Origin of the sequence: Pseudomonas jilinensis (genome assembly GCF_003586265.1) — a bacterium.
In the GTDB taxonomy this organism is placed as follows: domain Bacteria; phylum Pseudomonadota; class Gammaproteobacteria; order Pseudomonadales; family Pseudomonadaceae; genus Halopseudomonas; species Halopseudomonas phragmitis.
On sequence record NZ_QJSA01000014.1, the window covers coordinates 1 to 22,133 of the forward strand.

Sequence of the window (22,133 nt, forward strand, 5' to 3'; positions counted from 1 at the left end):
AGTGGCGTGACCCTGAACGGGCCCGGTATTCGGATCAACTCCGGCGGTGCGGCTGGGCGGGGTTCGGGGCTGGCAATCAAGCTGCCTGAGCGTCCGGGTGAAACGAACGCCAGTCAACATGGGGCTCTTAACGATCCGGCACAGGCCAACCTGGCATTGCTATACCAGTCAGTAGTACCAGAACCACGTGAGATGCGTTTTGACATTCGTCTGAAGGACAAACCCGGCGAAGACGGCTATGCCCTGGCACACACACCCTGGCGTATCGTCCGCGCCAGCAAGCCAGGCTGGCGCACGTTCGGGCGTCTGAGCGACGATGATATTATCGCCCGCGGCGACACTGACGATAACGGTCGCATCATTCTCTCGGACGCAGAACAAGAGTCACTCTCTCTGGCCTATCAACAGACCCCGGGCAATCTATGGCTGCTCTATCCGGGGCAGTACGTTGCCCTGGCGGTGCACGTGGATGCAGGCTGGAGCGACCAACAGCGCGAGGCACTGGCATTGGCCAGTATGGATTTCAGTCATACCCCACACACTGATCCGCAGCACGCAATGGCCTGTCTCGACCAGACCTGTGCCCGTGACACCCTGGAGCTTGACGACAACAGTCCACTATTTGAAAAACTCAAGGCATTCAAGGGATGAGTCAAATGAATGGAATCCGCTCACGCCAACTGGACCAGCTCAATACAGCAGAAGGTGAGCCGCTGTGCGCCACCTCGGCCCCAGACTGGTTTATTCGTCCGGACCCACAGTATGGCGCGCCATACGCCCACAAACGCGCCGGCAACAATGTCAGGTTCTTCACCAACGGCGATGACTATTTCAAAGATGTCGCCGCCGCAATCAGCAATGCCAGGCACTCGATTTACATCAGTGGCTGGCAAATCAACTACGAGGTGTGCCTCGACGGCGACAAGCGCCTGTGGGACTGCCTGGCTGAAGCGCTGCGCAAGAACGAGAAACCTGATATTTACCTGATGCCCTGGCTGTCGCCTAAAGCCGGCGTGGATACCGGTGATCTTGAAACCATGTTGGCCAGTTTTTTGCTCAATGCTGGGCTGGAGCAACGCAAGGTCTGGTGCATGCCGGCCATACAGCAAAGCGATATGGATAGGCTGGCTACCTTTTTCTCGCACCACCAAAAAATGGTCGTGATCGACAACCAGATTGCCTATGTCGGCGGCATCGACCTTGCCTACGGACGCCGTGACGACAACAACTTCCGCCTTGCCGCAGACGGGCGCAGTGAACGTGAGCTGTACAACCCCTGCATCCCCCCGTTGCGAGAAATCCCTGCGCATCAGCAATACCCCTACATGACCACCGCAGAGCTGGTTGGCGCCGCACTGATGGAAGGCGACACCCTCAGCCGAGTGCAACGCTGGATCGGTCTGCGCCTTGATAACGATCACGTTGACGCCGTACGCCAACGCAAACAGGCGGCCCTGAACTGGCTTAAGGATCGGCTCAAGGGAGGCCTGCGCCTGTTCGGCGTTGGCGCCGCCTATACAACAGGGGGAGCTCTAGACATGGCGCGCTTCCTACGTGAGCATCTGGAAGATGAAGAACTCAGACAGCACCTGCCCCCGGAATTCAGCCAGTTGGAGCAAGACCTGCTGGACTGGGCAAACGAAGTTGAGCAGCAGTCAGGCGAATACAGCCAGACGCTGCAGATCAGAGGCAACACGCTATTCAATCAGTGGGTAGAGCAAAGCGGCGCTGGCGCATTCTTTACCTGGTTTAACAACACCCCGCCAGAACGGCTGACAGCCCAGGCACTGGAGCAGTTCGACGCAATCGCCACACCTTTTTTGCTCTACCTGCACAGCACACTCGACCGTATGAGTGATGCGCAGCAAGGCCAGCCCTATTCCTATCTTGCAGACCCGGCAGTACGGTTGCTGCCCCCTGGCGGCCGCACACTCGACCCAGCACGCCAACCCCGCATGCCCTGGCATGATGTACAGGTACGCCTTGAAGGAACGGCAGTAGAAGACTTCTCACGCAATTTCATCGAGCGCTGGAATAGCCTGCAAGCGCGCTTCGAGGGCACCACACAGACCATGCCAGCCTTGCTTGCGGGTGGCCTGGGGCTAGTAAGCCGCAATCTGGCTCCGCAACCATTCCGACCACACTACCTGCCACCGGCACAACCCGTGGCCGCACAGGGCAGCCTGTTTGCCCAGGTATTGCGCAGCACGCCCTACCGCCAATTGCGCGAAGAGCGTCAAGGAGCCCTGCAAGCCCATGCCAGTCGTCTGCCGCAGACCACCGAAGGCTTTGCCTTACCAGACGCCCGTCAGGCCAACTGCCTGCAGGCCATGCTGCAAGCCATCGCCGGCGCACAGCAGTTCATCTACATCGAAAACCAGTTCTTCCAGAGTGATTTCGGTGAGATCGACTACGCCACGCCCCCCAAGGACGAGCACGAGGAAGCAGCCAGGCCAGCCACCCAGGATGAAGAAGACCCATGGCAGGACGGCCCCATGCAAAGCCTGATGGACATTGAGAAGCTGCCCGACTATCCGCGCTATGCCGCACGGCTGGGGCTGGAAGGTCGCTTTGAGGACAATGCCAGCCGCCTGCAGCACCTCAACTACTACGCCCTGGCGGAAATGATCCACAACCGTGATGCGGATGAGTTTGTCAGTGCGCTCTTGAAAGTGCTCAACAACCGCAGCCTGGTACGCGCCATTAACGACATGCAGCGTCCCCAGCCGAAAATTCTGAACACCATTTGCGAGGCCTTGGCTACACGTATAGAAGCCGCCATCGAAATGGGTGAGGACTTCCATGTCTATATGGTCCTGCCGGTTTACCCGGAAGGCCCGCTGAATGACATCACCCTGATGACCCAGATCCACCTGACCATGCAGAGCCTGTCCCTGGGCAGTCACAGCCTCGTGCGTCGAATTCAGCGGGCGATGGCAATGAAGGCACAAATGGACAGTGGAATCCCGGAAGACGTAGCCAGTGATAACATCGACAAACATCAGCGCCGTGGAGAGGCCTGGAAGGTTTTCGAGCGAGAAGACTGGAAACGTTATCTCACCCTGCTCAATTTACGAACCTGGGAAGATTTCAACGGTCATCCGGTGACCGAACAGATTTATGTGCACAGCAAGCTGCTGATTGCTGATGACCGCGTCGCTATTCTCGGTAGCGCCAATATCAATGACCGCAGTCAACTGGGTGACCGCGACTCCGAATTGGCCGTGGTGATCTCAGGCCGCCAGGCCCAGATCAGCCAGCTCAACGGCTGCACACCTCAGCCCATCTGCCGCGAAGTGCAACAACTGCGTATTGCTCTGTGGCGTAAGCTCTTTGCCCTGGACGTCACCCAGGATCAGGTTCCGGTGGCGCCGGCAATGCAACTGGAACCTATGCTGGAGCTGCCTGCCGCACCAGCGACCTGGCAGGCGATTCAACAGCAAGCAATGGACAATGCAACTGCCTATCGAGAAGCATTCATACACATACCTGGAAACCACGCCTCAATCTGGCCAACCTGGCCGGATAACAATTCTGGCTCCATGCCCTTCGAGCCTGCATTCTGGGAAAGCCCTATCGCTGCAAAGCCACCGAAGGATGTCGCCGGCTTCATCACCGAGCTGCCCATCTACTGGACCCGCCGTGAAAATAATGACTCCGGGTTCAACTTAAGTGTTCTGGCCCACCACGACAAAACCGAGCAGAAGACTCTACAAGCGTCTGTTTCAAGCGTTTCCGAAGGAACCACATAATGCGCTATTTGATTGTGCCCGTACTGTTTGGTTTGACATCTGTCAGCTGGGCCGATGCTCCAGACCCAGCCTTGCCAGCCGACTGGCAAACCCAATGCTTCGGCCGGGTGCAATTTTCCATGCCCGCGCACCTGGCCTGGTATAACCAGCAGGCTCAGTCACCTGCATTCTATAAGGGAAGCCAACCCACCCCGGCAATCTGGCGGGGTAACTATGGTCGTGACCCCTTGCATGAAGACAAGGTGCTGGTGCAGATCGCCGTCAGCCGGCTTGCCACGCTTGATTACTGGAAGCGCGACACCTCGTATTTCAAGCCCAGCCGTGGGGAGGCTCAGGAACGTGTCATCCAAAAACAGCTTGATGAGATTAAGGCTCGAAAGGTCGCTTTGCTTTCAGATCAAAGCGAGGAGGCAGATGCTCTTTATTCTCAGCTCCGTGAAAAGGAAAGAGCGTTAGAGCAGGCTCAGCAACACATCGGCAAGGTCAGCACCGATATCTTGTGGGTATCGGAGGCCATCGAAAACTTCAAGGAACAGGGCCGGGACACCGCCCAACTGGAAGCCAAACTCGCCGAACTGCTGATCGAAGACGCCAAGTTTCCTACCGATGATCTGTTCGAGCAGGAGTATTTTGTAGAACTCAACCGCCCCAATGCCCTGGCGATCAGCGGCCCCTTCGACTTTTCCGCCAAGCTCTGGGAAAACGGGCGTATCTATACCTTCCAGTTCGGCATGCAACACAACAAGCCACGCAGCGAACAGGCCAGCCTGGAGCCTGCCGCGCTGGATTTCCTGGCCCGTTTCCGTGCCCGCGCGGAACATGAAATCCCCACCGAACCCGGCGTGTGCATCCCCTTCGGCTTTATCGCCGACAATGGCAATGAGCCCTTCGATTTCGGGTACCGGTGGCACCCGCGCAGCACCCCGGCACTGCTCTATCGGATCGATCAGCCAGCGTCCAGTGAGTTGATGACCCATGCGCTAATGCGCTTTGTTCCCAACCCCTATCCGTCACGGGTACGGATCGATAGCTTCGGCCCGCAGGACGTCGCCTTCGGCTACCAAGGCGGCAGTCTGGTAGGTAGCCAATCGCAACGACGCGACCCGGAAAACCCTGACTGGCAGCCACAGCAGAGCTATCACCTGATCGCCGAGACCGGCGCGCACGGTGCTGTGCCGCCGGTGTCCTTCGAGATGAAGGTGCATGATATCGATGGCGAGTTTCCTCCCTTCGAGCAGGGCGAGGCCGAGTTCAAACAGATTCTGGACACTTTTCGGCCCTTGCCGGGCATGGTCAGAGAAAGCGCAGATCAGCCGTGAGAAGAGTGATAAACAGCCCGATGCTGTGCCTGCTATCGCTGCTGGTGTCAGCCGTCTGGGCCGACAGCCCCGATGCTACGCTGCCAGCCGACTGGCAAACCCAGTGCTTCGGCCGGGTGCAATTTTCCATGCCCGCGCACTTGGCCTGGTATAACCAGCAGGCTCAGCCACCTGCATTCTATAAGGGAAGCCAACCCACCCCGGCAATCTGGCGGGGGAGCTATGGCCGTGATCCGCTGCATGAAGACAAGGTACTGGTGCAGATCGCCGTTAGCCGGCTTGCCACGCTTGATTACTGGAAGCGCGACACTTCGTATTTCAAACCCAGCCGGGGTGAAGCCCAGGAACGAGCTTTGCAGCTTCAAATTGACGCAATAGACAAGCGTATGGACGAGCTGCGTAACCAGTATCCGGACCGCTCTCAAAATCCCGAATACGTAACAGCATACAATAAGCTGAGAGATGAGCAACGGGCCCTGGAACAAGCTAAGCAACACATCGGCAAGGTCAGTACCGATATCTTGTGGGTATCGGAAGCCATCGAAAACTTCAAGGAGCAGGGCCGGGACACCGCCCAACTGGAAGCCAAACTCGCTGAACTGCTGATCGAAGACGCCAAGTTTCCTACCGATGATCTGTTCGAACAGGAATACTTTGTAGAGCTCAATCGCCCCAACGCCCTGGCGATCAGCGGCCCCTTCGACTTTTCCGCCAAGCTCTGGGAAAACGGGCGCATCTATACCTTCCAGTTCGGCATGCAACACAACAAGCCACGCAGCGAACAGGCCAGCCTGGAGCCTGCCGCGCTGGATTTTCTGGCCCGTTTTCGCGCCCGTGCGGAACATGAAATTCCCACCGAACCTGGCGTGTGCATCCCCTTCGGCTTTATCGCCGACAGCGGTAATGAGCCCTTTGACTTCGGCTACCAGTGGCGCCCGCGCAGCACCCCGGCACTGCTCTATCGGATTGATCAGCCAGCGTCCAGTGAGCTTTTCAGCATGGCCATGCGGCGTTTGATACCAAACGCTTACCCCAGCCTGCTGCAGATCAACCGCTTCGGCCCGCAGGATGTCGCATTCGGCTATCAGGCCGGCAGTCTGGTCGGTACCCGCTTCCAACGACGCGACCCGGAAAACCCCGACTGGCAGCCCCCGCAGAGCTATCACCTGATCGCCGAGACCGGCGCTCACGGTGCTGTGCCTGCGGTGTCCTTCGAGATGAAGGTGCATGACATCGACGGCGAATTCCCTCCCTTCGATGAAGGTCAGGCCGAGTTCAAACAAATTCTGGACAGTTTCCGTCCCTTGCCAGGCATGATTGAAGAAGGCACAAGCAATCCGTGAACAAGTCCTTGTTCTTTTTACTGCAGGCTCTCGTCCCTATAAGTTGGGCCGATATCCATACCCGTGTTAACGACCACGGTATACAACCGCACCTGGCCGAATTAACCAGCCGCGCCATAAACAATCTGGTCTTTATCGAAGGCGGCACTTTTATCATGGGTGACTTTGGCGCCGTCGGCGAGGATGGCGTATGGCGGCCCTATTTCCCACCGACCATCGAAGAAGACCAGCCCCATGAAGTCACCCTGTCCAACTACTCGCTGAGTCAACACAAAACAACCTGGGGGGATTTCGATACCTACCTATTGACCAATGGCATTGAGGTTTTTGAACGCAACTACCAGGACAAATGGGCGAGGGAGCCGTTCGAAAAAGACCCTGCCAACGAGTTCTTTATCGATAAACCTGCCCTGGTGACTTGGCAAGAAGCCAAGGACTACTGCCAATGGCTAGGTGCCCAAACCGACCTGCCGCTGGACCTGCCCACCTCTGCCCAGTGGGAGTTTGCCGCACGCAACCGCGGCAGTCAGGAATGGATTTTTTCCACCCATGATGGGAAAGAGACCAGCCGTGACATAAAGGCGCACATGTACGGCAGGGATAAGTATGTCCCTGTTGGCAGCCGCCTGCCCGCCAACCCCCTCGGCCTCTACGACATGGCTGACAATGGCAAGGAATGGGTCAACGACTGGTTCTCTGAAAACTGGTATCGCGACAATCCCCAAGTCACTGACCCGCAAGGCCCCGCCGAAGGTACGCGTAAAGTCATTCGTAACCTGGATTTCAGTTTCTCACGCACGGGAATGTCCGAGTCAGCGCCTAGCCTAGTCAACGATAACTGGGACAGCGTTGCTGAATATACCTTCCGCTGCGCCCTGCAAAGCTCGTCGCCCCTAAGGCAGGCAGAACCATGAAACCCACTATCAGGATCCCCCCATCAGAGCACTTAAGCCTTGATCGGGACCAATACACCAATTTGTGAACCATTACCCAGCAAGCACGTAAATAAGGAAGTCACCTCATGAGAAAATCCATCTGGTCCATCGTTCTGCTGTCTCTGGCCCTGCTGGCTGGGACCGGCTGTACAGGCAACCACAAGGACTACCGCCCGCTGGGCGAGCCGCAGGCCACTCGCGGCAACTGATTCACACAGGAGCAATATTCCATGGAACTGGTTTTCGATATGGTCAGCGCCCCGCAGCAAATTCCAGGCATGGCCGCCACCAAGACCTTCAAGCATGCCGGCGGCATCATCGGCCGTTCGGAGAGCTGTGACTGGGTTATTCCCGACCGCAACCGGGTCATTTCCGGCAAACATGCTCTGGTCAGCTATGACAATGGCGCCTTCTTCCTGACCGACACCAGCAGCAATGGCATTCATCTCAAGGACAGCGGCATGCCTCTGGCCAAGGGACAGCCTGTGCGGGTCGAGCATGGCAACGTTTTTTGCTTAGGTGACTTCGAGATTCGCGCCCGCCTGATCCAGAATCCGGCAGAGTTCGAAACCGGCCTGCACCACAGCCAGCCAACCGGCAGCATCATCCCCGACGATGCGTTTCTGGATCTGGATCCGCTCAATGCCCTGGATCAGCAGGAACAACGGTATTATCAGCCAGAGGACGAACTGTCGCTGCTCGCGCCTCAGCCAGAAGCAGTGCCGTTGCAACCACACGACTATGCCAGGATCGATACCGAAACACTGCCGGTACCGGAATTGGTACCCCCGCCACCGCCCCCAGCAGAGCCCGCGCCAGTAGTGCGTGAAGCCTTGCCGTCGACCTTCTGGGCCAAATATGAACAGGCTCTGGGAGTCAGCCTCGATGGCCTAAGCGAAGACCAGCGAGAAGCCCTGGCAATAGCTGCTGCCGGCTTGCTCAAGCAAAGCATTGGCAACCTGCAACAGACGCTCAAGACCCGCAGCGAACTGAAGGCGGAAATGCGCCTGGCACAAACCACGGTGCAAACCTCTGGCAATAACCCGATCAAGCACACGGCTGACAGCAGCGAGGCCCTGACCGCCCTGCTGCGCCAACAAGAGCCAGGCAAGATGCCCGCCGCCCATGCCGTAAGTCGCGCCTTCCGGGATCTGCAGGCCCATCAGGTAGCACTCAGCGCCGCCAGCCGCAGCGCGGTCAAGGCCATGTTCGAGCACCTGTCACCCGAACAGCTGACCTTGCGTTTTGAGCGCGAGAGCAAATCCCTGCTCAATACCGCCGGCGGCCGCTGGCGTGCCTACACCAAGCTGTACCTGGCGATGCAGAGCAACGACGACTGGAGCAAGCGTCTGTTCGCTCGTGACTTTGCCACTGCCTACGAAGAACAGATTCGTCTAATCGCCACCCTCAATACCGATATCCAAGGATGATCACCATGTTGCGTATTGCCGTAATTTCGCTACTGCTGCCCCTGCTCGCTCTGACCGGTTGTGCTTCGCTGGGCTCGGGCCCAAACACCCGGATCGACCTGACCCTGGAAGGTAGCCGCACACTGAATCCCGATCTGCATGGTCGCCCATCGCCGATCGTGATCCGTCTGTACGAGTTGAAGAACCCGGTGGCGTTCGAGCACGCCGAGTTCTTCGCCCTCTACCAGCAACCGCAGGAAGTGATGGCGCTGGATCTGGTGGCTCATGAAGAGCTGGAACTGCGTCCCGGCGAGCAGCAAACCCTGAAACTGACCACAACGGACCAGGGGCGCTACATTGGCGTTCTGGCAGCCTACCGCAATCTGCCGGAAGCCGACTGGCGCACCGTGATTCCTCTGCGCCAGGGCAACCGCAATCAGGTCACGCTGTATCTCGATGAACTGAGCATCCGCCCCCAGGCTGGCGGTCGCGGTAACGGGAACTGAGCCATGACAACACAGAAAGTAGTCTGGCACGAAGGCATGCTGCTGCGCCCGCAGCATTTCCAGCAAAACGACCGGTATTACGACCACCAGTTCAAGACCCGCACTCAGCAGTTGCATACAGCGGCCTGGGGGTTTTTCGGGCTGGAGATTGATCGCCAGTTCCTGGCCATGGGCAAGCTGGTAGTCAGCCAGGCCAGCGGCATTCTGCCTGATGGCAGCCTGTTCGAACTGGGCGCCGAGCGCGAGCCGCTAGCCCTTGATGTGCCTGCGAACACCAGCAACAGCGCGGTGTACCTGGCCTTGCCCCTGGTTACCGGCAATCATGTCGAGGCCCGGCGTGCGGAGCAGAAGGATGTGCTGGCCCGCTACTTGGCCAGCGAAGAGTCAGTCACCGACTCCAACGCCGGCGACAACACCGTCAGCCAGATCAGTTGCGCCCTGCAGGACTTCCGCCTGCTGATGGGCAACGAGGTGGACGACCCGGCTTTCGTCAAGATCAAGCTGTGTCACATCCTCGATACCACCCCCGATGGCGTGGTCAGTCTGGACGCCGACTTCATACCAACGTTCCTGCACCTGCATGCCAACAGTTTTCTGTTGTCGTGCCTGAAGGAAGTCATCAGCATGCTCACCCACCGGGGCGACATCCTCGCCGAGCGTATCCGCGCCAGTGGCAAGGTCAGCGGAGCTGAGGTTGGCGACTTCATGATGCTGCAACTAATCAATCGCCACGAACCGATCCTGCGCCATCATCTGGCCGCCGAACAACTGCATCCGGAGCTGCTGTACCGCGAGCTGCTCGGCCTGCTCGGTGAACTGTCGACCTTCTCCAGCGAGAGCAAGCGCCCCAAGCTCGACAGCCGCTACCTGCACAGCGACCAGGGCAACAGCTTCCGCAAGCTGATGGACGCAATCCGCCAGGTGCTGTCGATGGTGCTCGAACAGCATGCCGTGGAGCTGGACCTGCAGCAACGCCAGTACGGCATCCAGGTCTCGCCGCTCAAGGATCACAAGCTGCTGGGCACCTCCTCGTTCGTCCTGGCCGCCAGCGCCCAGTGCGACTCCGAGGAACTGCGCCAGCGCTTGCCGGCGCACCTGAAGATTGGCCCGGTCGAGCGTATCCGCCAACTGGTCAACCTGCACCTGCCCGGCATCCGGGTCAAACCGCTGCCGGTGGCGCCACGGCAGATCCCTTTCCATTCGGGCAAAACCTATTTCGCGCTGGAACTCAACTCCGAGGAACTGGCGCAACTGGAGCGCTCGGGCGGCTTCGCCTTCCACGTTTCCGGCGACTTCCCCGAACTGGAGCTGAAATTCTGGGCCATCAGGAACTGAGATCATGATCAAGGAAATGGATTACAGCCAGGACGACCAGACGGTCATCCTCAACCGCAACGGCGACCTGCCGGCGAAGACGCCTCTGACCGACTTCTCCGCACCGCCGAAGCTGGAAAAGATCGACCAGCGGATGATTTACGCCACCCGCCGGCGCGCCAGTGAAGGCGTCAACCTGAGCCTCAACCCGCTGATTGCTGTCGCTGCGGCACTGCTATCGGAAGTGGTACGACTGAAGAACAGCTACCAGGCCGAAGACCTGCACGCCCTCAAGGACCGACTGGTCGCTGAAATCAAGCTGTTCGAGCACCGGGCCCTGCAGGACGGCGGCGACAGCAGTGAAGTCATGGCCGCCCGTTATGTGCTCTGTACCGCGATTGACGAAGCCGTGGTGACCACTCCATGGGGCAACGAAAGCGCCTGGTCGCAGATGAGCCTGCTCAGCAGCTTTCACAATGAAACCTTCGGCGGCGAGAAATTTTTCCAACTGCTGGAGCGTCTGTCGCGCAATCCGGTCAAGCACCTGCACCTACTCGAACTGATGTACCTGTGCCTGTCGCTTGGTTTCGAGGGCAAGTACCGCGTCATGCCACGCGGAACCCTGGAACTGGAGGTGATCCGCGACAGCCTGTATCGGCAGATTCGCCAGTTACGGGGCGACATCCCCCGCGATATCTCGCCACACTGGCAAGGCCTCAAGGATGCCCGCGGCCACTTTGTCCGGGTCGTGCCCTGGTGGGCCATTACCCTGTTCACCCTGCTGTGTCTGGCCATCATGTATGGCGGCTTCAGCTGGGTGCTCAGCGAGCAGCGCCAAAGCATCATGCAGAGCTATGAGAGCCTGCACACCAGCCCCACTGACAGTACCTTCAGGGATGATTTGCAATGAACGTCAAAACCCTTCTTCTCAAAGGCATGGGCCTGTTCAGGCGTGACTGGGTATGGAGCCTGGTACTGGTCCTGGCCCTGGCCAGCCTGGTCTGGTTTGCCGGTCCGGCGCTGGCGATCAATGGCCGCGAGCCCTGGGGCTCGGCGGTCAGTCGACTGCTGACCATCAGCACGCTGTTTCTGATCTGGGGCCTGAGCCTGGTGTTCATCAGTTGGAAGGCCAACAAGCGCAAACAGGCCGAAGAGGATGATGCCGATGCCCAGGAGCGCATTCGCCGTGAAAGCCTGATCGTCGAAGAGCAGCTCGAACTGCACAGCCGCTTCAAGCAGGCCATGCGTACTCTCAGCCGCTCCAGTCTGTACAAAGGCCGCAGCGAGCGCTGGCGCAAGGAGCTGCCGTGGTACCTGCTGATCGGCCCCCAGGCCAGCGGCAAGACCAGTCTGCTGGACTTCTCCGGCCTGGAGTTTCCACTCAACAAGGGTGAGCAACGCCCCAACCGGGAGATTACCGGCACCCGCTACGCCGACTGGTACTTTGCCGAGCATGCGGTACTGATCGATACCACCGGCCGTTACCTGAACCAGCCCGACCCGCAGGTTGACAATATCGGCTGGCAGACCCTGATCGGGCTGCTGCGCAATCGCCGCCCTCGCCCACTCAATGGTGTAGTGGTGAACCTGCCGGTAGAACAACTGCTCAGTGACAACGAACTGGAGCTGGAGAATCTGGCCCGCCAGACCCGCCAGCGGCTGCTCGATGTCAACCAGAAACTCGGCGTCGATGTGCCGGTCTACCTGGTGCTGAGCAAGGCCGACCGCCTGCCTGGTTTTGATGAGTACTTCGACCAACTGTCCAGCGATGAAAGCGACCAGGTACTGGGCGCTACCTTCCGCCAGGAGCAAAACGGCACCGACATTCAGGTGGTACGCCAGGAGTTCGAGGAACTGCTGCGCAGGCTCAACAGCCAGGTAATCATGCGCATGCATCAGGAGCGTGACACCCAGCGTCGCGGCCGCATCCTTGACTTTCCGCACCAGCTCAGCCGGATTGGCGAGTCACTCAACCTGTTCATCGAACTGGCCTTCTCCGGCAACCGCTACCAGCGGGCCAGTCAGTTGCGCGGGTTCTACCTGACCAGTGCGCCGCAACTGCAGGGCGACATCGATCCCATGACCGCCAGCATTGGCCGCAACCTCGGTCCATCAGGCCGCGAACTGCCAACCGTGCGCAGCGGCCGGCCGCGCTTCATCAAGCATCTGTTGAGCCGGGTGATCTTTCCCGAATCAGCCCTGGCCGGTCTTGATCAGCGCGAAATCAAGCGCATCGACTGGCGCCAGCGCATCCTCTACGCCAGTGCCGCCGCCTGCCTGGTCCTGTTTGGCCTGGGTTGGGCCAGCAGCTTCTCCAACAACCATGGCAAACTCGAACAACTGCGCGACCTGTCCCAGAAACTGGACCGCCAGCAACGGCAAGTACCGGCAGGCGACAATATCGACCAGTTACTGGCGACTCTTGATACCCGCTATCAGGCTACTCAGGTCTTCGCCCCGCGTAGCGATACCCGCTGGCGTGAGCGTTACGGACTGTTCCAGGGCGACGAGGTCAACCCGGCGCTGTACGACGATTATCGTCAGGCCCTGGAAAACCTGCTGCTGCAGCGGGTTGGCCAGCGCCTGGAAGCACAAATGCTGTCCAGCCTCCATGATCGCGAAAAGCTGTTCGGCAGCCTGCGCGCCTATCTGATGCTGCACTATGCCGAGCGACGTGACCCGGAGTATCTGAAAGAATGGATGGCCGACGACTGGTCTCAGCGCTACACCGGCAACACCCGTGTCCAGACCGGGCTGAACACCCATTTCGCCCGGCTGCTCGAAGGCCCGTTCCTGCCCTACCAGACTGACCGGGAACTGGTTGCCGAAGCCCGTCAGTACTTACGCAGCGAATCTTTGGCCAGCGTGTTGTATCGCATGCTTCGTGAGCAGGCTGCACGGCTGCCGGAGTACCGCATGATCAATCAACTCGGACCACGTGGTGCCCTGCTGACCAGTGCTCAGAACATCATTCCCGGCTTCTACACCCGCAACGGCTATCAGCAGATGTTCATTGCCCAGGGCGGTGATCTGGTGCAGAACATGCTGCGCGACAACTGGGTACTGGGTGACAGCGATACGCTCAGCGCCCAGGACCTGCGTCGCCTGATGGCAGAAATGGAGCAGCTGTACTTTGCCGATTACGCCAACTACTGGACCGAGGCACTGGCCCTGCTGGCGGTAGACCCCATGGCTGGTGTCAGCGAGGGCGCGCAGCAGCTCAGCAGCCTGACCTCAGCCAACTCACCGATCATCAAGGCGCTTGAAGAGGTGCGTCTGAACACCCAATTGAGCCTGAGCGACAGCAACGACACCAGTACTCGCAGCCCGAGTGCGGCTCAACGAGCATTGGAGCGCCGCTTCGAGGCCCTGCATCAACTGTTGAATCAGGACGGCAACCCAGGCCCAGAGCTGGTCAACGCCCTGCAGGCGCTGGACGCCATGCAGGGACAGCTCAACAGCCTGGCGCACGCCAGCGCTCCCGAGCAGGCGGCTTTCGACATGGCTCGCGCCCGGGTCGCCGGCCAGCAGGACGCCATCAATCAGGTCCGCGCCAGCGCCGCCCGTCTGCCGCAACCGGTCGACAAGTGGTTCAACGCCCTGGCCGCCGATACCTGGTTGCTGGTTCTGAATGATGCCTATCAACACATCAATCAGCGCTATCGTAGCGAACTGCTGGCTGCCTACCGCCGCTCGGTCGGTCAACGCTACCCGTTCAGCACCGAGACCGAGAGCGAAGTGGCGCTGGCGGATTTCCGTGAGTTCTTCAAACCACAAGGTACGGTTGACACCTTCTTCGATCGTTACCTCAAGCCCTTTGTTACCGGCAGCGCTGGCCAGTACCGCCTGCGCCAGGTCGATGGTCGAGGTTTGCCGGTATCACGCGAGTTTCTCGCCCAGATGGGCCGCGCCGAAACTATTCGTCGCAGCTTCTTTGCCGAGAACCCCAATGAGCCACTGGTACAGTTCCGCCTGGAGCCCATCATGCTTGACTCCAACCTGGGCCGGGCCAATTTCAGGCTAGGCAACCAGAGTCTCGAGTACCGCCATGGCCCGATCATCCAGACCGCATTCCGCTGGCCCGCCGATGACAACAGCCGCAGCAGCCTGACGGTCGAAGATCTGGGTGGTCGGCGCATGAGTCTGGATCAGAACAGCGGCGCCTGGTCGCTGTTCCGTCTGCTCGATCAATTGGAGGTTGACCATCACACTGATCGGGATGTGCTTATCCTCAAGGCCAATCTCGGTGGCATGCGGGCCAATTACCTGCTGCACAGCCAACGCTCGCCGAACCCGTTCGACCTGAGTCTGCTGCGCAGATTCAACCTGCCAGCGAGGATCTGATGGATTTGTTGACTCCCTGGCGCAGTTCCGCCCGTACCGACACAGGGAAGGTACGGGCGCGCAATGAAGACGCTTTCCTGGCGCTGCCAGAACGTGGCCTGTGGGTCGTCGCCGATGGTATGGGTGGGCACCAGAACGGCGCCCTGGCCAGCCGCATGATCGTCGAACGACTGGCCGAACTGCCGGGCGGCAGTGACCTTGACCGGCGGGTCAAGGAGCTGCGCCAGGCCCTGCATGACCTCAACCGTCGGCTAGGCAAGGAGCTCACCCTGACCGCGGACAAACCCGACCCGGTAATCGGCAGCACGGTGGTTGCCCTGCTGGTCGAAGGCGACCGCGCCGTCTGTGTCTGGGCCGGTGACAGCCGCTGCTACCTGTGGCGTAGCGGCAATCTGTATCAGATGTCGCGCGATCACTCACTGCTCCAGCAACTGATGCAGGAACAGCAGATGAGCGCCGAACAGGCCGCCAGCCAACCTGGCGCACACGCCCTGACCCGGGCCGTAGGTGCCAGCGAAACGCTGGTTCTGGAAGTAGTGGAGTTCACCGTCTACCCCGGGGACACTCTGCTGCTGTGCAGCGACGGGCTGTACCAAAGCATGTCCAGCACCATGCTGGGCAATGCCCTGAGCCTGCCTTCGACTTCGCTGGCACTCGAACGGATGTTCGAACTGGCACTCGACGGCCCGGCCCGTGACAACATCAGCGCAGTGGTCATTCGCCGATGAACCCGATGGAGGTCCCCGTGACTGCCCCACTCAAGGACGAGGACAACCTGTCCGACCTGACTCATTTCGCCTTCGGACAGAGCGAAGAGGCTCCCGCACCGGAGCCCATCAGCATCGGCCCGTTACCGGATATTCTCAACGGTCGCTATCACATCGAGCGCCTGCTCGGTGTCGGTGGCATGGGCGCGGTCTATCGTGCCCGTGATCTGTTGCGCGAACAGTTCGGCGATCCCGAACCCTTCGTCGCACTCAAGACCCTGACCGACAGCTTCGCCGAATATCCTGATGCCAACGCCCTGCTCTACAGCGAGTTCGCCCTGACCAGCCGACTGCATCATGCCAACGTCATTCAGGTCTACGGCTTTGATGTCGACAGTGACTGTCAACGCGCGTTTATTACCATGGAACTGCTCAAGGGGCCAACCCTGGACCAGTTGATCGAAGCCCACCCGGCCGGCATGGACTGGGAGCAGTTGCGCGGTATCGCCATTCCCTTGCTCCAGGCCCTGAGCTACTCGCACCAGCGCGGCGTACTGCATGGTGATCTCAAGCCCAGTAACGTGATGCTCACCGACGACGGCGTACGGCTGTTCGATTACGGCCTGGGCCAGGCCCGTCAAGGGCTGTTGCCCGGCCTGCCACGCCTGAGCCGAGCCCGCATCGCCGCCTGGACCCCACGTTATGCAGCGCTGGAGTTGCTCAACGGAGAAACGCTCGGTAGCCCCGCTGATGTCTATGCTGTGGCCTGCATTCTTTACGAACTGTGCAGCGGCCACCACCCATTCAGTCGGCTGACCGCACGCCAGGCCAAGGCCATGGAACAGGACAAAACCCTGGAACGCCCGCCCAACCTGCCCAGCCATTGCTGGCCCGCCCTGCGCAGTGCATTGGCTTTCGAGCAACAGCAGCGCATCGACTGCCAGACGCTACTGACAGCCTTCAGCGCCCCGCGCCCAACTGTCCTTCGCCGTTTGTTCCGTGTGCTCGGCCGAAGCTGAGCACAGGTCGCGGTTTATCGGTATTCACAGGCCCGGGTTCTGCTACAATGCCGCCCCTGATCAAAACCTGACCAGTTGCCATGAGCCTACAGCCCCCCACACTACACCGCCCCGGCCCATCCAGACGCTTCTGCGTTGCGCCGATGATGGACTGGACTGATCGTCACTGCCGCTTCTTTCTGCGCCTGATCAGCCGCCAGGCACTGCTGTACAGCGAAATGGTCACCACTGGTGCGGTTATTCATGGTGATCGCACACGTTTTCTCGGCCACAGCCCGCAGGAGCAGCCTCTGGCATTGCAACTGGGCGGCAGCAATCCGGCCGAGCTGGCCACCTGTGCAGCCCTGGCCGAACAGGCCGGGTATGCCGAGGTCAACCTGAATGTAGGCTGTCCCAGCGACCGGGTTCAGAACAACATGATCGGCGCCTGTCTGATGGGCCACCCGGCCCTGGTGGCCGATTGCGTCAAGGCCATGCTCGAGGCCTGCAGCATACCGGTCACAGTCAAGCACCGCATCGGCATCAACGGTCGCGACAGCTACGACGAGCTATGTGATTTCGTCGGCCAGGTGCATGAAGCCGGTTGCGACACCTTCATCGTGCATGCCCGTATCGCCATTCTTGAAGGCCTGTCACCCAAGGAAAACCGCGAGATTCCACCGCTGCGCTACGAGGTGGTCAGACAATTGAAGGCTGACTTCCCACAGCTGGAAATTATCCTCAATGGCGGGCTTGCCAGTCTGGATCAGATGCAGGCGCAACTGGACTGTCTGGATGGCGTCATGGTGGGCCGTGAGGCTTACCACAACCCCTACCTGCTGGCCGAGGTCGACCGCCGTTTCTATGCCGACGAGCAACCGGTCCGGAGCCGGATTGAGGTGCTGGAGGCGCTACGTCCCTACATCGTCGCCCACTTGGAACAGGGCGGCCTGATGAACCATGTCACCCGCCACATTCTCGGGCTGTTCCAGGGCCTACCCGGCGCACGTCACTTCCGCCGCCAACTGAGCAGTGAAATCCACCGCTGTGAAGATCCTCTGGCGCTTTATGACGAGCTGCTGAGCGACATGACTCGGCGGATGCAGCCACGGGATTGCCCGGTGTAACAGGCTTGCGGTAAGGTCAACCAAGGACTTCAGGAATCTCTAAAAAACGTAGGCGAGGCCGGCAAGACAAGGCAAAAACAGCCGAAAAAGCGCAGTTTACGTGGTGTAAATGAGCATTTTGAGGCTGTTTTTAACGCCGTATTGCCAACGCAGGTAGTTTTTCAGAGGTTCCTTCACGCTTTCGTTCAGGACCTACCATGACCAGCAAACTCGACAGCCTCAAGCAACACACCATCATCGTCGCCGATACCGGCGACATTCAGGCCATTCGTGCCCTGCAGCCGGTCGATGCGACGACCAACCCGTCCCTGCTGCTCAAGGCCGCCGAGCAACCGGAGTACCGCGCTCTGCTCGACCAAGCCCTGCGCCAGGCCGCCGGCAGTCTCGACCCGATCAGCGAAGCCTGTGACCGGTTTGCCATTGCCCTGGGCAGTGAAATCGTCAAACTGGTGCCCGGGCGCGTCTCTACCGAGGTCGATGCGCGCCTGTCGTTTGACCGCGACGCCACCATTGCCAAGGCCCACCGGCTGATTGAAGGCTATGAAGAGCTCGGAATCACCCGCGACCGGGTGCTGATCAAGATCGCCGCTACCTGGGAAGGCATCCAGGCGGCTGCGGCGCTGGAGCGCGAAGGCATTCAGTGCAACCTGACTCTGCTGTTCTCCTTCGCCCAGGCCCAGGCCTGTGCCGATGCAGGGGTCTTTCTGATCTCCCCGTTCGTTGGGCGGATCTACGACTGGTACAAGCGTCAGGAAGGTCGGGATTTCAGCGGTCTGGACGACCCAGGAGTGCAATCAGTTGCGCGGATTTTCCGCTACTACAAGGAACATCTGTACGCCACCGTGGTGATGGGCGCCAGCTTCCGCAATATTGGCCAGATCGAAGCCCTGACCGGATGCGACCGGCTGACCATCAGCCCCGCCCTGCTCCAGCAACTGGCCGGCGAACCCGGTGAACTGGAGCTGTCCCCTGCGCTAAGGGGTACGGCCGACTCGCGAACAGTGCTGGACGAACGGGCATTCCGCTGGAGCCATAACGAAGATGCCATGGCCACCGAAAAGCTGGCCGAAGGCATCCGCGCTTTCGCAGCCGACCAGCTCAAACTGGAACGCCTTCTGGCTGCCCGGGCCGCCTCAGCAGCCTGAGCCCAAACTCGGGACAGCAGACCAGGGCCTCGGATCGGGGCCCATCCAAAAAAGGGCGGAACGGGGTTGCCAGTCAGCGATGCTGCTGGTCTGACTCGAGCGCACTAACCAGATCACGAAACGCATCGCGGTTATGCGCATTCAGGCTCATCAGGATCCGATGAGCCTCGAGCACCTTGGCCTTGACCATCTCTTCAGACAAGGTTTGCCCCGGCAGGTCCTGCAGTTCGGTCTCACTCGGTGTCGCTTCCGAGACGATATTGAATACCTGATCAAACCCCATGCTTTGCAACAGGCGATTCATGTCGTCGTGATTGGAGACCAGCGTCGGCAGGAAACCAACCTTCTCTTTCGACAGAATCGACAGCTTGGCCAGCAATCCTAGTGAGGTACTGTCGATGCCCTCGGTTTCAGTCAGATCAATCACGATCGACTGAAAGTTCAGAGCGCAAAAAATCTTTTCAATATAGGCATCCAGCGCCGCGCACAGAGTCAGGCGCACATCCCCGATAAACTTGAGGACAAAGGCACCCTCACATTCGGCGAACTGGATCTTGCCGGTGGTCATCATCAGGGATTCCTGCTCAACAGCAACACAGATATATCGTCCGGCATGGCCGTTTTACGGTCCATGCCCAGCAGTTTCAGCAGATTCTGCATTCCGCCGTCAGCCTGCTCCATCAATTCCGGCAGCCGCGCTTCCTTCTCCCTCAGAGTAGTACCCTCGATACAGTCGAGCACCCCATCCGAGCACAGCATCAGGGTGAAACACTCCGGCAGCTTGAGTTCATGATCCTCATACTCAGCATCCTCGAACAAACCGACCGGGCGGCCCTTGCCGGGCAGGTAGCTGGCCTTTCCTTCACTATAGAGCACCGGCAAAGGCAGATGCCCGCCGATACTGTAAGTCAATGTTCCGCTGGTTTCGTCGATCACACCGCCCAGCATGGTCACATGCTTGCCCAGCTTGCAACTGATCAGACTACGGTTGATGTGACCCAGCACATCCGAAGGCTTGAAGTGAATAGGTCCTTCACTTTCCTGCCGGCGCTGCTCATAAAGTAGCCGCGTGCTCATGAACTTGAGCAACACAGTCACAAACGCCGAGGATGAGCCATGACCGGACACATCGGCCAGATAGAACGCCACCTGAGTGTCAGACACGCGGAAGTAGTCAACAAAATCCCCTGAAAGGTACAGGGACGGAAAAATGCGGTGTTCGCACAGATAGGCGCCACTTTGCCAGGGGCTTGGTGGCAGCATGTTGAGCTGCACCTGATGGCCTGCCGCCTGATCATCCTTGAGCACTTTCAGGTGGTTTTCCAGTTCACGGTTGGCCTGCTCAAGGCGCTCGCGGATGCGCTGGTTCTCCAACCGCAAACGGGCCCGGTCGAGCGAGCGGCGTACCGCGTGCTCAAGCACTCGCATATCTTTGAGGGGTTTGATCAGGTAATCACTCGCACCTACTCGCAGCGCTTCGACCACATCGGTCATGACGCTGTCGGCGGAGATGACGATGACCGGGGTTTCCGGTGCTCTGTCAGTGATCTGCCGGACCAGCTCGAAGCCACTGATATCGGACATGTGCAGATCGCACAATACCAGTTCGGGTCGTTGGCTAGTGAACAGGTCGAGCCCTTGCTGGGCGTTGCCTGCCTGGAGCACATCGAAACCGCATGTTTCCAGATGTTTGCCGATGTTCTGACGCACGGAATCGTCATCATCGATTACCAGCAATGTCGTGCCAGGAAGCTGCATAGAGTCCCTACGCCAATGCCCCGAAACCGTCAGGTTGCGGGGCCACAGGGGTATTTATCTGTCTGATCAGGGTAACCTGACGCTTTCAAGGGGCAAACACTACTCTTATCCGCCGTCCCAGGCAACCTTTGCCGTACCGAACTCCTTGTCCGCCAGCCCCGGGCCGACTAGGATGACGAAAAAACCGCTCAATCGGCCAAGGAGCTGCCATGTCGTTTCACGACCAGCACTACAGTGAAAAGCGTGATTTCATTCGCATGCAAATCGAAAGCGAAGGGCAACTGACCCTGACCGATAGTGGCGAAAGCTTTCATGTTCACTGTCAGGACCTGTCCAGCCAGGGAGCACAGGTGATCTTGCCCCGAGCGGTGGCCGAAGGGGTTGCCGTGCGTTTCAGCCTGGCCTCGCCAACCCCTGGGCTCCCCGGACTCGAGGCTCTGGGGCGGGTGGTCCGCTGCAGTGCCGATGAAGCCCAGGGGTTTCGGGTAGGTATTCAGTTCGACAGTGTCGGCTAGGAAACCTCAGAAGTCGTCGTCAACCATTCCGTCGCGTACCTTGAACTCGCGATTCTGCAGATAGGCATTGCGAATGAAGGTATAGCGATCACCCCGGATCAGCCGCTCCTGACCAAGTAAGGCAGCGCGGGTATCGACCATTTCGGTGGCCATCGTACTGTTACGCGTGCGGATATGATCCAGGTGGTTGTAATAGTTGTAGCCTGAGTAGGCTTCCACACCACGGGCAGGAGCGTCACGCAGTGTGCTCGGGCCCAGGAACGGCAGCATGACGTACGGCCCGCTGTTCACCCCCCAAACCCCGAGCGTCTGGCCGAAATCTTCGTCATTGCGCTGCAACCCCATACGGGTAGCGACATCGAACACCCCGACCACCCCCAGGGTGGTATTGAGCAGAAAGCGCGCGGTGTCTACCCCGGCGTCATGGAACTTGCCCTGCAGCAGGTTGTTGACCAGGTTCTTCGGCTCACCCAGGTTGTTGAAGACATTGCTGACCCCGTCATTCAGCGGCTTAGGCATCAGTCGGTCATAGGTCCGGGCTACCGGGCGCAGGGTGTAAGTGTCCAGCGTGTCATTGAAACGAAAGACGGCCCGGTTAACCGGCTCCCAAGGGTCGGGATTGCGGTATTCAGCCTCATCGTCGTAATCATAATCGGCCCAAGCCGGAGTCAGCCCCAGCCAACTCAATGCGGCCACCAGTACGGAGCCAACCGACAACTTGTTCAGGTTCATGGAGTTGCTCTCCCTTTTCGACTCATCACGCGAAGCGGAATCCTTGGCACCGCCCCGAAAAACGCGCAGTTTAATCCAAACCGGCACACAACTCAGTGTTTTTCGTGCTAAACCGCATCGTTAAAGCGCATCTTGATGTTGCTACAGCCCCCGCCCACCGTAGCACTGAAGTCTCAGACCTGACATCCGCTTGTCATCTCTCTGTCATGGGATCAGGCGATCATGACCG

The 22,133-nt window shown here is 59.3% G+C and carries 18 protein-coding genes and 1 pseudogene; 16 read left to right on the forward strand and 3 right to left on the reverse strand.

All coding sequences use genetic code 11. The annotated features are described in order from the left end of the window. From C2846_RS18675 to tal, 15 genes and pseudogenes are all read left to right on the forward strand, one after another. Positions 1–651, forward strand: a pseudogene (locus C2846_RS18675) (hypothetical protein); the annotation flags it as partial. Positions 652–656: 5 nt separating this feature from the next. After that, positions 657–3,752 carry a hypothetical protein gene (locus tag C2846_RS14830; RefSeq protein ID WP_165443835.1) on the forward strand — a complete coding sequence of 1,032 codons (3,096 nt, stop codon included), beginning with the start codon at positions 657–659 and terminating at the stop codon, positions 3,750–3,752. Then, positions 3,752–5,071, forward strand: coding sequence for a T6SS immunity protein Tli4 family protein (locus tag C2846_RS14835; protein ID WP_119701820.1), 1,320 nt, complete (start codon positions 3,752–3,754; stop codon positions 5,069–5,071). Before C2846_RS14830 ends, C2846_RS14835 begins: the two co-directional genes overlap by 1 nt. Then, the gene (locus C2846_RS14840) at positions 5,068–6,414 is read left to right on the forward strand and encodes a T6SS immunity protein Tli4 family protein (RefSeq protein ID WP_131038225.1); all 1,347 of its coding nucleotides are present in this window, start codon (positions 5,068–5,070) and stop codon (positions 6,412–6,414) included. Before C2846_RS14835 ends, C2846_RS14840 begins: the two co-directional genes overlap by 4 nt. Further along, complete coding sequence (locus C2846_RS14845) at positions 6,411–7,328, forward strand: formylglycine-generating enzyme family protein (protein ID WP_119701822.1); 918 nt, start codon at positions 6,411–6,413, stop codon at positions 7,326–7,328. Before C2846_RS14840 ends, C2846_RS14845 begins: the two co-directional genes overlap by 4 nt. 107 nt (positions 7,329–7,435) lie before the next feature. After that, a complete protein-coding gene (locus C2846_RS14850) occupies positions 7,436–7,558 on the forward strand; it encodes a type VI secretion protein (protein WP_095625696.1) in 123 nt (40 codons plus the stop codon). 21 nt (positions 7,559–7,579) lie between these two features. Next, complete coding sequence (tagH, locus tag C2846_RS14855; RefSeq protein ID WP_119701823.1) at positions 7,580–8,779, forward strand: type VI secretion system-associated FHA domain protein TagH; 1,200 nt, start codon at positions 7,580–7,582, stop codon at positions 8,777–8,779. Positions 8,780–8,784: 5 nt separating this feature from the next. Then, a complete protein-coding gene (gene tssJ / locus C2846_RS14860; protein ID WP_080050236.1) occupies positions 8,785–9,264 on the forward strand; it encodes a type VI secretion system lipoprotein TssJ in 480 nt (159 codons plus the stop codon). Between the two features lie 3 nt (positions 9,265–9,267). Further along, on the forward strand, positions 9,268–10,599 hold the full coding sequence (tssK, locus tag C2846_RS14865) for a type VI secretion system baseplate subunit TssK (RefSeq protein WP_119701824.1): 1,332 nt from the start codon (positions 9,268–9,270) through the stop codon (positions 10,597–10,599). 4 nt (positions 10,600–10,603) lie between these two features. Further along, positions 10,604–11,488 carry a type IVB secretion system protein IcmH/DotU gene (gene icmH / locus C2846_RS14870; protein ID WP_080050234.1) on the forward strand — a complete coding sequence of 295 codons (885 nt, stop codon included), beginning with the start codon at positions 10,604–10,606 and terminating at the stop codon, positions 11,486–11,488. Then, a complete protein-coding gene (tssM, locus tag C2846_RS14875) occupies positions 11,485–14,922 on the forward strand; it encodes a type VI secretion system membrane subunit TssM (protein WP_240638211.1) in 3,438 nt (1,145 codons plus the stop codon). Before icmH ends, tssM begins: the two co-directional genes overlap by 4 nt. Then, positions 14,922–15,650: a PP2C family protein-serine/threonine phosphatase gene (locus C2846_RS14880; protein WP_080050232.1), complete on the forward strand. Its 729-nt coding sequence runs from the start codon at positions 14,922–14,924 to the stop codon at positions 15,648–15,650. Before tssM ends, C2846_RS14880 begins: the two co-directional genes overlap by 1 nt. Further along, positions 15,647–16,648: a serine/threonine-protein kinase gene (locus C2846_RS14885; protein WP_420849058.1), complete on the forward strand. Its 1,002-nt coding sequence runs from the start codon at positions 15,647–15,649 to the stop codon at positions 16,646–16,648. Before C2846_RS14880 ends, C2846_RS14885 begins: the two co-directional genes overlap by 4 nt. A gap of 80 nt (positions 16,649–16,728) precedes the next feature. Continuing rightward, positions 16,729–17,754 carry a tRNA dihydrouridine(20/20a) synthase DusA gene (gene dusA / locus C2846_RS14890; RefSeq protein WP_080050230.1) on the forward strand — a complete coding sequence of 342 codons (1,026 nt, stop codon included), beginning with the start codon at positions 16,729–16,731 and terminating at the stop codon, positions 17,752–17,754. 197 nt (positions 17,755–17,951) lie between these two features. Continuing rightward, entirely contained in the window at positions 17,952–18,899 is a 948-nt protein-coding gene (gene tal / locus C2846_RS14895; protein ID WP_080050229.1) for a transaldolase, read from the forward strand. 73 nt (positions 18,900–18,972) lie between these two features. Here the strand turns inward: tal and rssC are convergent, their stop codons facing one another. Then, positions 18,973–19,467, reverse strand: coding sequence for an anti-sigma factor antagonist RssC (gene rssC / locus C2846_RS14900; protein ID WP_080051711.1), 495 nt, complete (start codon positions 19,465–19,467; stop codon positions 18,973–18,975). A gap of 2 nt (positions 19,468–19,469) precedes the next feature. Further along, entirely contained in the window at positions 19,470–20,657 is a 1,188-nt protein-coding gene (locus C2846_RS14905) for a SpoIIE family protein phosphatase (RefSeq protein WP_080050228.1), read from the reverse strand. 209 nt (positions 20,658–20,866) lie between these two features. On the opposite strand from C2846_RS14905, the gene C2846_RS14910 reads away from it, so the two are divergent. After that, the gene (locus C2846_RS14910; RefSeq protein WP_080050227.1) at positions 20,867–21,172 is read left to right on the forward strand and encodes a PilZ domain-containing protein; all 306 of its coding nucleotides are present in this window, start codon (positions 20,867–20,869) and stop codon (positions 21,170–21,172) included. A gap of 6 nt (positions 21,173–21,178) precedes the next feature. Here C2846_RS14910 and C2846_RS14915 read toward each other — a convergent pair whose 3' ends face one another. Continuing rightward, positions 21,179–21,904, reverse strand: coding sequence for an MlaA family lipoprotein (locus C2846_RS14915; RefSeq protein WP_080050226.1), 726 nt, complete (start codon positions 21,902–21,904; stop codon positions 21,179–21,181). Positions 21,905–22,133: the final 229 nt, after the last annotated feature.